The sequence below is a fragment of the Planococcus sp. TJ-201 genome (assembly GCF_058268495.1).
In genome coordinates this window covers 367,833-383,134 of the sequence record NZ_JBZDOG010000005.1, presented here as the reverse complement: position 1 = coordinate 383,134, position 15,302 = coordinate 367,833, and the positions used below count along the sequence as shown (strand labels likewise).

At 45.6% G+C, this 15,302-nt stretch carries 13 protein-coding genes and 1 tRNA gene; 11 read left to right on the top strand and 3 right to left on the bottom strand.

The window, feature by feature from the left end; translation table 11 throughout:
• The first annotated feature begins 72 nt into the window (after window positions 1-72).
• Window positions 73-145: transfer RNA gene (locus AC4EG4_RS14655), tRNA-Ala, on the top strand.
• A 70-nt stretch (window positions 146-215) separates the two neighbouring features.
• On the opposite strand, the gene AC4EG4_RS14650 is transcribed toward AC4EG4_RS14655, so the two are convergent.
• Window positions 216-1,295, bottom strand: a complete 1,080-nt coding sequence (locus AC4EG4_RS14650) for a citrate synthase/methylcitrate synthase (protein ID WP_490988239.1) — start codon at window positions 1,293-1,295, stop codon at window positions 216-218.
• 103 nt (window positions 1,296-1,398) lie between these two features.
• Here AC4EG4_RS14650 and AC4EG4_RS14645 point away from each other — a divergent pair, with 103 nt between their 5' ends.
• The 9 genes from AC4EG4_RS14645 (at window position 1,399) to glmS (ending at window position 11,016) form a co-directional block, all read left to right on the top strand.
• Entirely contained in the window at window positions 1,399-2,280 is an 882-nt protein-coding gene (locus tag AC4EG4_RS14645; RefSeq protein WP_490979368.1) for a LysR family transcriptional regulator, read from the top strand.
• Window positions 2,281-2,295: 15 nt separating this feature from the next.
• Complete coding sequence (locus tag AC4EG4_RS14640) at window positions 2,296-2,859, top strand: GNAT family N-acetyltransferase (protein ID WP_490988238.1); 564 nt, start codon at window positions 2,296-2,298, stop codon at window positions 2,857-2,859.
• A 70-nt stretch (window positions 2,860-2,929) separates the two neighbouring features.
• Window positions 2,930-3,838 (top strand): arginase, encoded by a 909-nt coding sequence (rocF, locus tag AC4EG4_RS14635; protein WP_490988237.1) that lies wholly within the window; start codon window positions 2,930-2,932, stop codon window positions 3,836-3,838.
• Window positions 3,839-4,029: 191 nt separating this feature from the next.
• Window positions 4,030-4,593: an RNA polymerase sigma factor SigW gene (sigW, locus tag AC4EG4_RS14630; protein WP_215101094.1), complete on the top strand. Its 564-nt coding sequence runs from the start codon at window positions 4,030-4,032 to the stop codon at window positions 4,591-4,593.
• Window positions 4,594-4,605: 12 nt separating this feature from the next.
• Window positions 4,606-5,241 (top strand): zf-HC2 domain-containing protein, encoded by a 636-nt coding sequence (locus tag AC4EG4_RS14625; protein WP_490988236.1) that lies wholly within the window; start codon window positions 4,606-4,608, stop codon window positions 5,239-5,241.
• Between the two features lie 103 nt (window positions 5,242-5,344).
• Window positions 5,345-6,181 (top strand): diadenylate cyclase CdaA, encoded by an 837-nt coding sequence (gene cdaA, locus AC4EG4_RS14620; protein ID WP_490979372.1) that lies wholly within the window; start codon window positions 5,345-5,347, stop codon window positions 6,179-6,181.
• Window positions 6,174-7,151 carry a CdaR family protein gene (locus tag AC4EG4_RS14615; RefSeq protein WP_490988235.1) on the top strand — a complete coding sequence of 326 codons (978 nt, stop codon included), beginning with the start codon at window positions 6,174-6,176 and terminating at the stop codon, window positions 7,149-7,151. The genes cdaA and AC4EG4_RS14615 overlap by 8 nt, the downstream gene beginning before the upstream one ends.
• A 96-nt stretch (window positions 7,152-7,247) precedes the next feature.
• Window positions 7,248-8,597, top strand: a complete 1,350-nt coding sequence (gene glmM, locus AC4EG4_RS14610) for a phosphoglucosamine mutase (protein ID WP_490988234.1) — start codon at window positions 7,248-7,250, stop codon at window positions 8,595-8,597.
• 616 nt (window positions 8,598-9,213) lie between these two features.
• Entirely contained in the window at window positions 9,214-11,016 is a 1,803-nt protein-coding gene (glmS, locus tag AC4EG4_RS14605) for a glutamine--fructose-6-phosphate transaminase (isomerizing) (protein WP_490979375.1), read from the top strand.
• Between the two features lie 92 nt (window positions 11,017-11,108).
• On the opposite strand, the gene AC4EG4_RS14600 is transcribed toward glmS, so the two are convergent.
• Both AC4EG4_RS14600 and AC4EG4_RS14595 read right to left on the bottom strand, forming a co-directional pair.
• On the bottom strand, window positions 11,109-13,166 hold the full coding sequence (locus AC4EG4_RS14600; protein WP_490988233.1) for a sensor domain-containing protein: 2,058 nt from the start codon (window positions 13,164-13,166) through the stop codon (window positions 11,109-11,111).
• A 138-nt stretch (window positions 13,167-13,304) separates the two neighbouring features.
• Window positions 13,305-13,721 carry a hypothetical protein gene (locus AC4EG4_RS14595; protein WP_490979377.1) on the bottom strand — a complete coding sequence of 139 codons (417 nt, stop codon included), beginning with the start codon at window positions 13,719-13,721 and terminating at the stop codon, window positions 13,305-13,307.
• A 701-nt stretch (window positions 13,722-14,422) separates the two neighbouring features.
• Between AC4EG4_RS14595 and AC4EG4_RS14590 the strand changes: the two genes are divergently transcribed.
• Entirely contained in the window at window positions 14,423-15,241 is an 819-nt protein-coding gene (locus AC4EG4_RS14590; RefSeq protein WP_490988232.1) for an STAS domain-containing protein, read from the top strand.
• Window positions 15,242-15,302 lie beyond the last annotated feature (61 nt).

Genomic DNA, 15,302 nt, shown 5'->3' with positions numbered 1-15,302 from the left:
ACTTTTAATCAGAGGGTCGAAGGTTCGAATCCTTCATGGCTCATTTTCAACTTCCTTGCGCCTGTTCAGCGCGGGGCCTTAGCTCAGCTGGGAGAGCGCGTCGCTGGCAGTGACGAGGTCAGGGGTTCGAGCCCCCTAGGCTCCATTGTTCCATGTGTATTTGTACTATCCATGTGTAAAAAAGCCGTATCCATTAACTTGGATACGGCTTTTTTTTAGGTTCCGATGTATTCGGACTGCGGGCGGAACATGACGTTATTCTCCTGTTGCTCTAAAGCATGCGCCGTCCATCCGACAATGCGGGCGATGCTGAATGTCGGCGTAAACAGCGCGGTCGGCATGGCGATCGACCGCATGATGGCAGCTGCATAGAATTCCACATTTGTGTAAAGTGCGCGTCCAGGTTTGTGTGCGTTCAGCTGCTCAATGATACGGGTTTCGGCAACGGTCGCTAAATCCAGCCATGGGTCTTTTCCCTGAAGCTCCAGGCATTTTTTGCGGAGGATAATGGACCGTGGATCTTCTGTCCGGTAAACCCGGTGGCCAAAGCCCATAATCTTTTCTCCGTGGTCCAGTTTTTCTGCAATGACCGAATTGATGCGGTCTTCAGTTTGTATGCTGTCCAGCAACTCAATGACACCGGATGGTGCGCCGCCGTGAAGCGGGCCTTTCATGGTGCCCAGAGCCGATGCAACTGCCGCTACAAGGTCAGACTCGGTGGAGATGGTGACGCGTGCTGCAAAGGTCGAAGCGTTCATGCCATGTTCCATGGTCAATTTCAAATAGGTTTCGAGAGCTTGGGTCTGAGCATTGGTCGGCTCTTGTCCGTTAATCATCCATAGATAATTGGCAGTGTGTCCAAAATCAGCTCTTGGATCGATTGGTTCCTGCCCGTTTTGAATCCGGTAAAAAAGAGCGGCCATTACCGGCAGTGCAGCTGTCAGTGCAGTAGCTTGTTCTACGGGAGACAGGGTTTGGAACTTGGCACCTGGATATGCCGATACCAACGTTCGCATCGCATCCATTAAAGAGCTTTCTTTTGGCAGCAGCTTGGCGATCTCCGTAATATGGGGCGGCAGTTGGCGGAACCGGATCAGTTGCTGCTGCAGGTATTCTAGTTGCGCAGCATCGGGCCATTGCCCATGCCAAAGAAAATAAGCAGTTTCTTCGAAAGACTTGCCGTGAATGACCTCTTGCACTAACTGTCCCCGGTAGCGCAGTTCTCCCCTGTCGCCATCTACCGAAGCAATGGCTGTTTGAACCGCTACGACCCCTTTTAATCCTTGCTGAAACATAAAAACGCCTCCTTTTCTTCCAGTTTACTCTTCCTATTTGATAAAAAAAATTAAAGATATATAATTGAAACAATTAAGAATAGTAATTGAGATGGGGGATGTCATGGAAGTCCAGTGGCTAAGAACCTTCGTAGACGCTGCAGAAACCTTAAATTTTAGAATGACTTCCGAACGCCTGCTGATGTCACAGCCCAGTGTCACCGTTCATATTCGGTTGCTGGAAGAAAGTCTGGGCCTCTCTTTGTTTAAACGCAGCCATAACCGGGTGTCGCTGACGGAAGAAGGACGGCATTTTAAAGAGCAGGCTGTACACGTGCTGGAACAGCTCGATAACAGTGTCGAAGAGCTTCATTCGTTCGCACAAGGCTACCGGAAAAAATGGATATTGGCAATTTCTCCGTTGATGGCGGAAACCATTTTGCCTTATGTGCTGAAATCGTTTATAGATGAGCATCCAGAAGTGGAGTTGGTGATCCGTGTGGAAGAATCGGAGCATATCGAGGCATTGGTTGAATCCGAGCAGGTGTCAGCTGGAATTTCGGCCTTGCCTCCAATTGGACGGGGGATCGATCAACAGATTGTCTACGATGATCCGCTGCTGTTCATCTTGCCGAGGGATGCCTATGACGATGAAACCGGCCCGGTTATTTCAATAGAGCAGGCATTGCGGAACTCCGTCCTCTTTACCCATCATCATCCCGTGTTCTGGGAGGAGCTATTGGGCAAGCTGCGGCTCTGTGTGCCGGGTATCCGGACCATGAAAGTGACGCAAGCACATATTGCCAAACGGTTTATCCAAGAGGGTTTAGGGGCATCATTTTTACCGAAGTCGATGGTTCGCCGGGAGCTGGTGGAAGGCAAACTAATGGAGGCACATTTTGACTTATTTTCTTTGCCGGCAGTTTCTACTTATTTTTTGGCGAAAACGATGGGCAGTCTCGAAGAAGATTTTTTGCGGCGCATTCGGTCTGTATACTTTACTTGAAAAGGGGAGATTGGGATGAATATTGAATCAGATGGCATTCGTTTGCGTTTATTGAAGAGAGAGGATTTTGAATCGTTGTGGACCTTGTACACTCCCGAAATCTTCGAGCACATGCTCAATAAAGTCGAGTCTTTTGAAGACATGGTCACGTGGCTGGAAGCGGGGCTGAATCAGTCGAATGTGCTTATCTTTGTAGTGGAAGACCCAGAAACAGCTGAAATTCTGGGTACCACCCGTATATATGCAATTGATGAGGCCAATAAAAGCTGTGAGATCGGCGCCACTTTCTATGCGCAGTCGGCTCAGCGGACGCATGTCAACACGGCAGTCAAGCATGCATTGCTCAGTTATTGCTTTGAAGAGCGCGGCATGATTCGCGTGCAGTTTAAAACAGATGCCGATAATATCCTCTCACAGAAGGCAATTGAACGCATTGGTGCTGTTAAAGAAGGGACATTGCGCAATGAACGCATCCGCTCGACTGGTCTGCCGAGAGATGCGGTCGTCTATTCGATTATTGACCAGGACTGGCCAAAAGTAAAAAAAGAACTTGTGAATAAAATGAATAAATATACTTGATTTTGTACGGTTGAGCCAAAGAGACCTTAGCGGTTACAATGAATCTATCTTGCTAAGGGGGTATAAAATAATGAATAAATTAAACATATCTATTATTGGGGTTCCAATGGACCACGGACAAAATCGCCGCGGCGTCGACATGGGGCCAAGTGCTATCCGCTATGCTGGGGTTGTAGACCGCATTGAAGAATTGGGTCACACGGTTTCGGACGAAGGCGATATTCAGATCGGCCAGGCAGACGGCAGCGTTGATACATCTACAAACTTGCGCAACTTGAAAGCGATTACGGAAGCGACCGAAGCGCTTGGCGATAAAGTATTTGAAGTGGCAGAAGCCGGTAATTTCCCATTGGTTTTAGGCGGAGACCACAGCATTGCCATCGGTACGCTTTCTGGGATTTCTGAACGCCACGAAAACTTGGGTGTCATCTGGTATGATGCACACGCAGATATGAACACGAGCGATACGTCGCCATCCGGCAACATCCATGGCATGCCGCTTGCTGCAAGCTTTGGGTTGGGCCATGAAAAATTAACGAACATCCGCGGCTATTCGCCAAAAGTGAAACCTGAAAACATCGTCATCATCGGTGCGCGTTCCGTAGATCCAGGCGAACGCCAGCTGATCAAAGAACTAGGCATCCGCGTTTACAGCATGCACGAAATCGACAAATTGGGAATGAACGCTGTGATCAACGATTCGATCCGTTATCTAAAAGAAGAGCGCAAGACGGATGCAGTCCATCTGTCATTGGATCTTGATGGCATCGACCCAATGTACACACCAGGCGTCGGAACTCCGGTTCCAGGCGGTATCAGCTACCGTGAAAGCCATTTAGCGATGGAAATGCTGTTTGATGCAGACATCATCACTTCTGCAGAATTTGTGGAAGTCAACCCGATTTTGGATGAGAAAAACCGTACAGCTGATGTAGCTGTTGCGTTGATCGGTTCCTTATTCGGCGAAAAATTATTGTAAGCAAAGACAGGCGAAAGCCTGTTTTTTTTGTGCCGTTTAATAGGAAACTTTTCCCTTTGGAAAACGTCACAAAAATTAGTTGGATTTATTTGGGTATTGTCTGATACGATAGAATAAGAAAAATAATTGAAACCTTTTAAGTTAATGCACGTATATAAAGTACAGCCGCATAGGCGGAGGGAAATGAGATCATGGATGCGTTAGTCAATAAACGAATAGCTAAGGTACTAAAAGGCGATCAGAACGCATTCGCCGAAATCGTGGAGCTTTACCAACACCAGCTGTATCAGATTTGCTACCGGATGCTTGGCAACAAGCAGGAAGCGGAAGATATCGCTCAGGAAGCTTTTATGCGCGCTTATGTAAATATCCACACGTTTGACCAGAAGCGAAAATTTTCGACATGGCTGTACCGCATCGCCACCAATCTGTGCATCGACCGGATCCGTAAGAAAAAGCCGGATTATCACTTGGATGCTGAAGTGCGCGGGACGGAAGGCTTGAACATGTATTCGAAAATTGCCAATGATGATGAGCTTCCGGAAGAAGAGTTGATGCGGATGGAAGTTCAGGAACGGGTACAGTACGAGATCAGCCGCTTGCCAGATAAGTACCGTGCCGCTATTGTATTAAAGTATATTGAAGAATTGCCGCTGGCGGAAATTAGTGAAATTCTGGATTTGCCGTTGGGTACGGTAAAGACGCGTATACACCGAGGGCGCGAAGCTCTTCGCAAGCAATTGAGCAATTTGTAGGAGGCGAGCACGATGAATGCGTGTCCGGAAAACGTGATCCATCTCATGAACGATTATCTCGATGGGGATATCAGTCCAAGCGATGAAAAACAGTTAAAAGAACACCTGGAGAACTGCAGCGAATGCAGAAAGCAGTATCAAGCATTAAGCAAAACCATTGCATTTGTCCAAAGTGCATCACATATACAGGCACCTGTCGATTTTGTCCAAAAGACGATGGCACGGCTGCCGAAAGAAAGACAGCGGGCAGGCGTACAGCGTTGGTTTAGAAGACATCCAATGCTCGCAGCTGCAGCGTTATTCTGCGTATTGATGAGCGCGGCCTTGTTCACAAATTTCAACGACGATCAGCAATTTTCGTTTACCAAGCAGCCTGATTTAGTAGTAGAGGGCCAGACAGTGGTGGTGCCTGAAGGCCAGACAGTAGTCGGCGACTTAACGGTACGCAATGGTGATTTGCGTGTGGAAGGTGAGCTGCAAGGAAATGTAACGATTGTCAACGGCCAGTATATGGCATCAAGCGGTGTCATTACCGGTGAAATTGAGGAAATCGACAAAGCGTTCGAATGGCTATGGTATACCATTAAAAACGGCTTTAAAGATGCTGCTGCTATTTTTGAAACAAATGGCAGCCAAACAACCGAGTAAAACCTGTCCTTTCCTAAAGGATGGGTTTTTTCTATGAAGGCAAGCCCAATTCACTTATGCTATACTGAATGTATATGCAGATGTAGAAAAGCGAGGGTTGCAGATGCCTTTTTTGGAGAATTTAACAGACCAAACACCACTCGAACTTCTAGGGAATATTATTGATATTTTATTAGTTTGGTTCGTTATTTATAAATTGATTACCGTCATCAAAGGAACGAAGGCCGTTCAATTGCTGAAAGGAATCTTTGTTATTATTATTGCACGCCTCGTCACGCAGGTACTGAACTTGGAAACACTCGGTTGGATTATGCAGCAGGTGCTGGAATGGGGTTTTCTGGCCATCATTATCATCTTTCAGCCTGAATTGCGCCGTGCACTTGAACAGCTCGGCCGCGGCAAGCTGTTCTCCAGCAGTACACTGAATGAAGAATCTGAGCGCAACCGGTTGATTGAGGCAATGTCCAAATCTGTCAGCTATATGGCAAAACGGCGGATTGGTGCATTGGTGTCGATTGAACGTGAAACCGGTTTGAGCGAGTACATTGAGACCGGCATTCCGATGAATTCAGATATTACGTCTGAACTCATGATCAATTTGTTTATTCCGAATACACCGTTGCATGACGGAGCGGTGATTGTGCAAAAAAATCGGATTGCCGCAGCAGCTTGCTACTTGCCGCTGTCCGAAAGTCCGTTCATTTCAAAAGAGCTGGGAACGCGCCACCGCGCCGCTCTTGGCATCAGTGAAGTGACCGATGCGATCACCATTGTCGTGTCGGAAGAAACCGGCGCCATCAGCTTGACAGCAAATGGCGATTTGCACCGCAATTTGTCACTTGAAGACTTTGAAGTGAAACTGCGCCGAATTTGGTTCGGTGCGGCACAACAGGAAGTCGCTTCTTCATGGTGGAACTGGAGGGGGAAAAAGAATGGATAAGATGATGGACAATCGCTGGTTTTTACGGATTACGGCGCTGTTGTTAGCCTTCCTTTTATTCTTCTCCGTGCAGGCAGAAGACAGCCCTACGGGGACGGCGGATGCCGGTCGGACATCAGAAGTAATTGAAGATGTGGAACTCGAGGTATATCATGACAATAGTTTGATGGTCAGCGGTGTACCAGACACAGCGGACTTGCATTTAAGTGGTCCAGTCAGCGGTGTACAGACTGCACGCCAATTGGAAGACTTTACTTTGTTTTTGGATTTGCGAAATTTGCCTGTGGGTGAGCATCAAGTACCCATTCAAACTGAAAATCTATCTGAACAATTGAATATTCGGACCGATCCCGCATTCGTGAATGTCGTGATTGAAGAGCGGGTGTCGCAGGAATTCCGCATCGATCCGGAAGTCAACGAGCGGATGCTTGCGGACGGGTTCATACTGGAAAGTGTGGCTGCTGATCCGGAAACGGTGACGGTAACCGGGCCGAAAAGCATGATTGACGCCATCAGCTTTGTTAAAGCGACTGTATCCGGGGAACAGGGAGTCAAGGAATCCTTCACGACCGCTGCCCGCGTCCGTGTCTTGGCAGAAGATTTAACCAAGCTGGAAGATGCAGAAATTGAACCACAGGAAGTCGAAGTGGATGTAGAAGTCGTGGAGTACAGCAGGATGGTACCGGTAAGGCTTGAACCGACTGGCGAAGCCCGCGCAGGCATTACCATCAACGACTGGAGCACGGCTACAGAAGAAATCCGCGTTTTTGGACCGGAAACGGTCGTGGATGAGCTGACTGAATATGTGGTCGAAGTAGACGCTGCGAGTGTTACCGCTGAAGACACCACAATCGAAGTTGAGCTGGAAGTTCCTTCGGGTGCTTCTGCAGTATCACCAGGGCAAGTTACCGTGGAAGCGGAAACGACTGTGGATGAATCCGCGCAGTCTCCTGAAGACCTTGGCAATTAATGCACAACCAACGATTTACAATGGCATGAAAAAATAACTAAGCGAAAGCTTAACTAAACCAATCAGAAGCAAATGATTGAAGGAGCGAAAAGTAGAATGGGAAAATATTTTGGAACAGATGGAGTACGGGGAGTAGCCAATACAGAGCTGACACCTGAACTGGCTTTTAGATTAGGGCGCATTGGCGGATATATCTTAACGAAGAGTGCGAAAGATAAACCGAAAGTGCTGATTGGCCGCGATACACGAATTTCAGGTGAAATGCTGGAAGGTGCTTTGGCAGCCGGTTTGCTGTCTGTGGGCGCAGAAGTGATGCGTCTTGGTGTCATCAGTACGCCAGGCGTCTCTTATTTGACGCGTGTGATGAGCGCTGAAGCAGGTGTCATGATTTCTGCTTCACACAACCCTGTGGAAGACAACGGCATCAAATTCTTCGGCTCAGACGGCTTTAAATTGTCCGACGCACAAGAAGCCGAAATCGAAGCTTTGCTCGACAGCAGTGAAGATCTACTGCCGCGCCCAACTGGCGGCGACCTTGGAAGCATCACGGATTACTTTGAAGGCGGCCAGAAGTACTTGCAGTACTTGAAGCAGTCTGTTGATGAAGAATTCGACGGCATCCTTGTGGCGCTTGATTGTGCACACGGTGCGACGTCTACTTTGGCAACGCATGTATTTGCGGATCTAGATGCAGACATCACCTCAATGGGTGCTTCACCGAACGGCTTGAACATCAATGCCGGAGTCGGTTCAACTCATCCGGAGAAATTGGCGGAGCTGGTTGTCGCAAAATCTGCAGATATTGGGTTGGCTTTCGACGGCGACGGCGATCGCTTGATAGCAGTGGATGAAAAAGGCCAAATCGTAGATGGCGACCAAATTATGTACATTTGTGCCAAGCACTTGCATTCGGAAGGCCGCTTGAAAAAAGACACAGTGGTTTCGACGGTTATGAGCAATATGGGCTTTTACAAAGCATTGGAAAGCCATGGCATGAAGAGCAACAAGACCGCTGTCGGTGACCGGTATGTAGTAGAAGAAATGAAGAAAAACGGCTATAACTTGGGCGGCGAACAATCGGGCCACATTATTTTCCTTGATTACAACACGACGGGGGATGGCTTGCTGACGGGCTTACAGCTTGTCAACATCATGAAAATGACAGGCAAGAAGTTGTCTGAACTGGCATCTGAAATGACAATTTTCCCACAAAAGCTTGTGAATATTCGTGTGACAGATAAACATGCAGTGACAGACAATGCCAAAGTGGCAGCAGTTATTGCAGACGTTGAGACAGAGATGAACGGCAACGGCCGCGTCCTTGTACGTCCATCCGGCACGGAACCATTGGTGCGCGTCATGGTCGAAGCAGCTTCAGCAGAAGACTGTGAAAACTTTGTAGAACGCATCGCGGAAGTTGTCCGCAGCGAAATGGGCTTAAACTAATCAAATACAGTGATCTCAAGGCCGTAAGCACCGTTGCTTGCGGTCTTTTTTATTCGCGAAAATAATAGTATGTCTGTACCAAAGAAAGTTGTAGAATGGGAAGTAAATAGAAAAGAAATCGCTTTAGGTGGGGCTTGCAGCAGAATATCCATAGATAGAGAGAGTTTATTTCAACTAATTAGATCCATCACGTTTGAGTTTTTCTACTGTGAGAAATTTTGGAGTGATAAAGAAGAGAAAAGAACCAGTTCATGGAAAGAGGTGATAATATATACCTAAATAACTATCTGCTTTAATTGACGGGATTGTGCGGAAGCTGTATGATAGTAGAGTCGGTTTATGACCGCAGCAAAAGGGGGATAGTAGGGAGTGCGAGGAAAACAATTATAGCGCCTGTACTGAAGAAATCGGACGGACCAGTCATCTTCAGTAGACGAGGAGAAGGAGTATCGAGATTTCGGCGGATACCTTCCGGCCGCGAAGCCCGGTCGTTATGTCCATTCTTAAAACAATCGAGCGATCGATTGGACAACAAGATGGATGGGCTCAAGCAGAAGTGTTTGGAGAAGTATGCAAACACTCATTTTGACTTTCAGAAAAACGGAGGAATTAGACTATGTGTGGAATTGTTGGATATATTGGAGAAAACGACTCGAAAGAAATTTTATTGAAAGGCTTGGAGCGCTTGGAGTACCGCGGTTACGATTCAGCAGGAATTGCTGTACGCAACGGCACGGGCGTTACGGTTTTTAAAGAAAAAGGACGCATTGCAGATTTGCGCGGCGTTGTTGAAGAAGAAGTTACAGGATCTACCGGTATCGGCCATACACGTTGGGCGACTCACGGCAAACCAAACCGCGTGAACGCGCACCCGCACCAAAACACATCTGACCGCTTCACGATCGTTCACAACGGCGTGATTGAAAACTACCACCACATCCAGCGCGATTACTTGGCTGGCGTGGCAATGGAGTCGGATACAGATACGGAAATTATCGTGCAGTTGATCGGCAAGTTTGTTGAAGAAGGCCAAACAACACAGGATGCTTTCAGCAAAGCTCTTACCTTACTGAAGGGTTCATATGCAATCGCATTATTGGACGCAGAAGAAGAGGAGACCATTTTTGTCGCAAAAAACAAAAGCCCATTGCTTGTAGGGCTTGGCGACGACTTTAATGTTGTGGCATCTGATGCCATGGCGATGCTTCAATTGACAGATCAGTTTGTTGAATTGATGGATAAAGAAATTGTCATCGTCCGCAAAGACAGCGTGGAAATTTTAACATTGGATGGCCAGACCGTAAGCCGCCTGCCATTCACTGCAGAAATTGACATGAGCGACATTGAAAAAGGCACATACCCTCACTATATGTTAAAAGAAATTGACGAGCAGCCAGCAGTTGTCCGCAAAATCGTTCAGGCATACCAGGACGGAAATGATAAATTGACCATCCAACCAGAAATTTTGGACGCGATGCAAGCTGCTGACCGCATCCACATCATTGCGGCAGGAACAAGCTACCATGCAGGATTGATCGGCAAAGAATACATCGAGAAATTAGCAGGAATTCCGGTTGAAGTGCATGTATCGAGTGAATTTGGCTACAACATGCCATTGCTTTCGGAAAACCCATTGTTCATCTTTATCTCCCAATCCGGAGAAACAGCAGACAGCCGCCAAGTATTGGTGAAAATCAAAGAGATGGGCCATGCTTCGTTGACCATTACAAACGTAGCCGGATCTACCTTGTCACGCGAGTCTGACCATACCCTATTGTTGTATGCAGGTCCTGAAATTGCCGTGGCATCGACAAAAGCCTACACAGCGCAATTGGCTGTCTTGTCGATCTTGGGTGCAGTAACAGCGGAAGCACGCGGCATCGACATCGGCTTTGACTTGGTTCAGGAACTTGGAATCGTGGCAAACGCCATTCAGGCTCAAGTGGATTCAAAAGAAGAAATGGAGCAGATCGCTGCAGACTATTTGTCTACTACACGCAATTGCTTCTTTATCGGCCGCGTCATGGATTATTTCGTTGGACTTGAAGGTTCATTGAAATTGAAAGAGATTTCATACATCCAGGCAGAAGGCTTTGCTGGAGGCGAATTAAAGCACGGAACGATCGCATTGATCGAAGAAGGCACACCGGTTATCGCCCTTGCGACGCAAGAAGCGGTTAACTTGAACATCCGCGGCAACGTGAAAGAAGTAGCAGCACGCGGCGCACACACATGCATCATTTCAATGGAAGGCTTGCAGGAAGAAGGCGACAGCCTGGTCCTTCCGAAAGTCAACGAATTGCTAACGCCGCTTGTATCGGTTATCCCGATGCAGTTGATCAGCTATTACGCAGCGCTTCACCGTGATTGTGACGTTGACAAGCCGCGTAACCTTGCGAAATCAGTAACAGTGGAATAACCCGTAAACCATTTCCGGGTGAAACAGCAAAAACCCCTTTGGATCTTTAGGATCCAAAGGGGTTTTTGCGTTCTTCTGCACTCAATGCGTCTCTAAACTCTCAGTGAGGGCAGGAGAGGAAGAGAGGTTTTGATGGCGGGTTTTTGTCTTTGGTAATCGAGGTACTTGTCATTAAATGCTTTCGGCTGCATGGGTTTGTCGTAAAAGTATCCTTGATGAATGGCGCAGCCGTTGATGGTCAAAAACAAAGCTTCGGAAGCTTCTTCGACGCCTTCGGCCACAAGGTCACAGCCTACACTGTTTACAAACTGAATAAGTGATTTGAGAACGGCTTCCGATTTAGGATCCTGGCCAATTTTTTCGATAAACGATTTGTCCAACTTGATTTTATTGATGGGAAAGTCCAGCAAATAAGCAAGTGAGGAAAATCCGGTCCCAAAGTCATCAAGCGCAATCGAAATCCCTTTTTCTTGGCATGCCAACAAATTTTTCATAGTTTTTTCTGAATAGCGAAGTTCCACGCTTTCGGTAATTTCAATTTCAATTAATGCCGGAGCAATGCCGTAGTTATCAAGCATGCAGAACAGTTTATCAAAAAAAGTCGTGCTGTCGAGCAAGGAAGGGGTGATATTAATGGCTGTGCGAAGCGAACTGCCGTATCGCTGTTCCCTTTGCGTCATATAAGAAAAAACTTCATCCAGCAAATGTTCCGTCAGCCGTTTAATCGTGTTGGTTTCTTCCGCAATGCCGATAAACTCAACGGGGGAAATGAACCCCAATTCCGGATGGTGCCAGCGTGACAAGACTTCCACACCACGGACTCTGCTGGTTGCCGCATCAATTTGCGGCTGAAGAGCAAAATGAAAGCCAAGAGATTTCAAGTCTTCAGAAAGGCTTTTTTCAATCAGAATGCGTCTTGCCAACTCATCTCTCATGGCAGAATCAAAAATACAGAAAGAAGAACCTTTTTTCTCTTTTGCTTTGCGCATGGTGATTTCGCCAAACGTCATCAAATCTTCAAACTCTGTCGAATCGGTAGGACAAGAAATGACGCCGATGCTTACAGTGACATCTACATAACTTGATGCATTCAATGAGAAAGGGCGATCGAACAAGCTGCTCACCTGTTTGGCAAAAGCTATTGCACTATCGTTTTTTGGATGCCTGCGGACAATCACCAGTTCGTCTCCTTCAAGCCGGCCGATTAAATCTTGTGGAGCAATCAGTTGTGTGAGACTTGCCACAATGCTTTTGAATACTTCATCGCCCATTTTATGCGTATAAAGCGCATTGATGTATTTAAAATTATCCAAGTTGAGGTAAAGGATGGAGAAAGGTGCTTTTTGCTGCAGGAGCACCTCGATTTCATCGGCGATTTTTTTGCGATTGGGCAATCCGGTTAAGTAATCGGTATGGGCAAACTTATCCCATTCTTCTTCAACGGTCAGCGGCTTGCTGATCTTTTGGCAATAAACAGCCAATCCATCATTTTCAATCGGATAAACCCGCACCGTAAACCAGGATGCTACAGATGTGTAGTACTCCTTAAATTGAACAGGAGAGCGTTCCCGCATCGCGCGAACAATGCTTTTGTAATACGTCGTGCCGACAGCTTCTGGAAAAGCAGTCCATAGATTCTGTCCGATCAATTCTTCTTTTCGGCATTGAAGAATTTTCTCGGATTGCTTGTTTAAAAAGTGGAAGTTCATTTGGTGGTCGATCAAGTAAAACGCATCGGTCATATTTTCGAAAACGTGCTCGGTGTGCAAGGTGTTAACCGATTGGAGACTCACTGGCTGCTGGTATAGGATAACGCCTTTTGAACCGTTTTCCAATGAAAAAGGACGGTATTTGGTGGACAGCCATTCGGTTTTATCGGCTACATAAAAAGGAGATAAGTGAAAATGCCACTGAGCTTTTTCCTGTAAAATGTCTTGAATATTTTCAAATTCAACAAACTTCTCTGCTTTTTTCAAATACCCTAAATAATTCATTCCGATTTTCCAGTAGGGACTTGGCAATTGATGTTGGATGCAATAGTTCACCCAGCGGTCATTTGCCTGTAAAACGAGTCCATCCGCATCTAAAAGGACGACGAAATCATCTCTTTCTTCCAGTAACTCCTGCACTTGCTGTTTAAGCAATTCCATCCTTGGATCCCTCCCAATAAAATAGCTGTATTCTTGGTTTTAGAAATTAGACATACTGAACCGATTTTAAGCTTGGATATGAAGCACAAGAAGAGACCGGGGGTTGAATCCGTATGCAGCAGTGGATTGAACCCGAGTTCACCATAAACAGGTATATTCTTTGTTCGAGGAAACTTCTATATCCACGGTTTGCAGCAAATAACAAATGTGGTGGAAAGCCTGAAGATTTTTTAGGCGTATGGCTTTGTTTTCGTGTTCGTCCATGTACACAATATAATCTTTTTTGCGGGTGAAGGACCTGGCCGCTGTATAAAACGGAATGTTTTTGCCTCTTTCTGCTTTTCCATCCACCCAGTTAAATTTGGACATTTGAAAAATGTCTGCCACAATATAGCCGCCTTCCCAAGAACACATAAGGACAAGATCGTACTTGGTATAAGTGTTTAAGGTCTCTTCTCGAGTCAACAGCATTTTTTCAAGTGTGCTGCTGAGGAAGACTTTGATGTCATCCAGTTCTGAATCTGCTAAGCCTTCTTTCTTTTTAAACGAGAACATAAAAAAACTCCTTTCTTTTCGTGAAATAATAAAAGCTGTCGTAAAGGGAGTGGAAATTCCTCTGCTTTTCTTCAGCCAATGATTTCTCACTTGTTTGAAAAGAGTGAGGGCATCTCAATGTTATTGAACGTTCGACTAGGCTGAAGTTGATGGAGATCTTGATAATAAGAGAGAAGCAGAGAAATATATAATCACGACGGTGATGCGAAATACAAAAAGGTGATTCTATTGATCGAGCAGAAAAAATATTATGTGGTTCAATTGACTTATTATCGAATTATTACTTAAAATTATATATTTTACTTGTATAAGAATACATGGACATATGTAACCATTTAAAAAATTAAATACTAATTATTTTCCAAATAAATAGGTATATAAGTCATCTAACTTTATTAAAAAAAAAGAAAAATAAAAAATACTTTTATGAAATAAAGTTTTTTTCTGCCACATTCCTCGCTCTGGTGAGATTCTGAGAAAAATATCTGTAATATTTTGAAATTATGAGTTTTTAAAAAGAAGTTCAGTGATTTTTCTTTACTGGCGTAAGGAAAACAGCAAAAAATAAAAACTGACAGGAAGAGAATTTCGATAGATTCCAAATTAACTTTCAACAATTTTAAAGGGCTAGTGTTTGGATTTTTATCAAAACCCTGCCAAATGGTATAATTAATTCAACATATAGCAAAGGTGTGAAATGGATGTCTGCGTTAAAAGATTTTTCCCAATACATAAGCAAGCATGCGGAACGCTTATCTGCAGAAGTAGTAGAATCGGTTGTGCGTGAGATGAATTTGAATATTTCTGAGTTGGAAAAACAGCAAGCGAATCTAATGTATATAGAGCTTTTCGGTTTTTACGGGCACTCCCTCTTGGAAGGAGACCGCATTCAAGTACCGGAGTCCTTACTGGAATGGAGCAAAAAGAATGCGGAAATGCAGGTAGCTTCAGGCGGTAAGATTTCTGAAATTGTCATTCGTTATCCGATCACACGACAAATTTTTTCTGAAATTTTCACGCGGCTCAGTTTGCAGTTTGGGTTGTCTGTAGTGGAAACTTCAAAGTCCATCAAAGGCATCAATGCCATCTTGGATGTGAGTTTGAATGAAACTTTTTATGCTTTTGAACGTTTTTCGGAAAAGTACCAGGCGGAAAAACAAGTAGAACTGCTGAACTTGTCAGCGCCTATTGTGCCGATACTCGAAGATGTTGTGGTGTTGCCATTGGTCGGTGTGATTGACAGCTACCGGGTTGAGCACATTCTAAACAACGTGATTCCGAGAATCGCTGAGCAGAATGTCAATCATGTCGTCATTGATTTTTCAGGCGTCCTGACCATCGATGCCCACGTTGCACAATCGATCCAGCAGATTGGGGCAACACTTCAATTAATGGGCATCCATGTCGTCATTGCCGGATTGCGGCCAGATTTGGTCCAAACCATTGTCCACAGTGGAATTGATATGCTCGATGCCGATGTTTATGCAACCGTTAAACAGGCGCTGGAGTGCGTTAAGTAACTCGCTTGGAAATTCACAAAAAAACCGCAGTCTCTCTTTTTCGAGAAATTGCGGTTTTTTG

Bases quoted from the DNA above. Each gene is read 5' to 3' on its own strand.
- AC4EG4_RS14650 (WP_490988239.1), bottom strand. From the start codon at position 1,295: ATGTTTCAGCAAGGATTAAAAGGGGTCGTAGCGGTTCAAACAGCCATT.
- AC4EG4_RS14645 (WP_490979368.1), top strand. From the start codon at position 1,399: ATGGAAGTCCAGTGGCTAAGAACCTTCGTAGACGCTGCAGAAACCTTA.
- AC4EG4_RS14640 (WP_490988238.1), top strand. From the start codon at position 2,296: ATGAATATTGAATCAGATGGCATTCGTTTGCGTTTATTGAAGAGAGAG.
- rocF (WP_490988237.1), top strand. From the start codon at position 2,930: ATGAATAAATTAAACATATCTATTATTGGGGTTCCAATGGACCACGGA.
- sigW (WP_215101094.1), top strand. From the start codon at position 4,030: ATGGATGCGTTAGTCAATAAACGAATAGCTAAGGTACTAAAAGGCGAT.
- AC4EG4_RS14625 (WP_490988236.1), top strand. From the start codon at position 4,606: ATGAATGCGTGTCCGGAAAACGTGATCCATCTCATGAACGATTATCTC.
- cdaA (WP_490979372.1), top strand. From the start codon at position 5,345: ATGCCTTTTTTGGAGAATTTAACAGACCAAACACCACTCGAACTTCTA.
- AC4EG4_RS14615 (WP_490988235.1), top strand. From the start codon at position 6,174: ATGGATAAGATGATGGACAATCGCTGGTTTTTACGGATTACGGCGCTG.
- glmM (WP_490988234.1), top strand. From the start codon at position 7,248: ATGGGAAAATATTTTGGAACAGATGGAGTACGGGGAGTAGCCAATACA.
- glmS (WP_490979375.1), top strand. From the start codon at position 9,214: ATGTGTGGAATTGTTGGATATATTGGAGAAAACGACTCGAAAGAAATT.
- AC4EG4_RS14600 (WP_490988233.1), bottom strand. From the start codon at position 13,166: ATGGAATTGCTTAAACAGCAAGTGCAGGAGTTACTGGAAGAAAGAGAT.
- AC4EG4_RS14595 (WP_490979377.1), bottom strand. From the start codon at position 13,721: ATGTTCTCGTTTAAAAAGAAAGAAGGCTTAGCAGATTCAGAACTGGAT.
- AC4EG4_RS14590 (WP_490988232.1), top strand. From the start codon at position 14,423: ATGTCTGCGTTAAAAGATTTTTCCCAATACATAAGCAAGCATGCGGAA.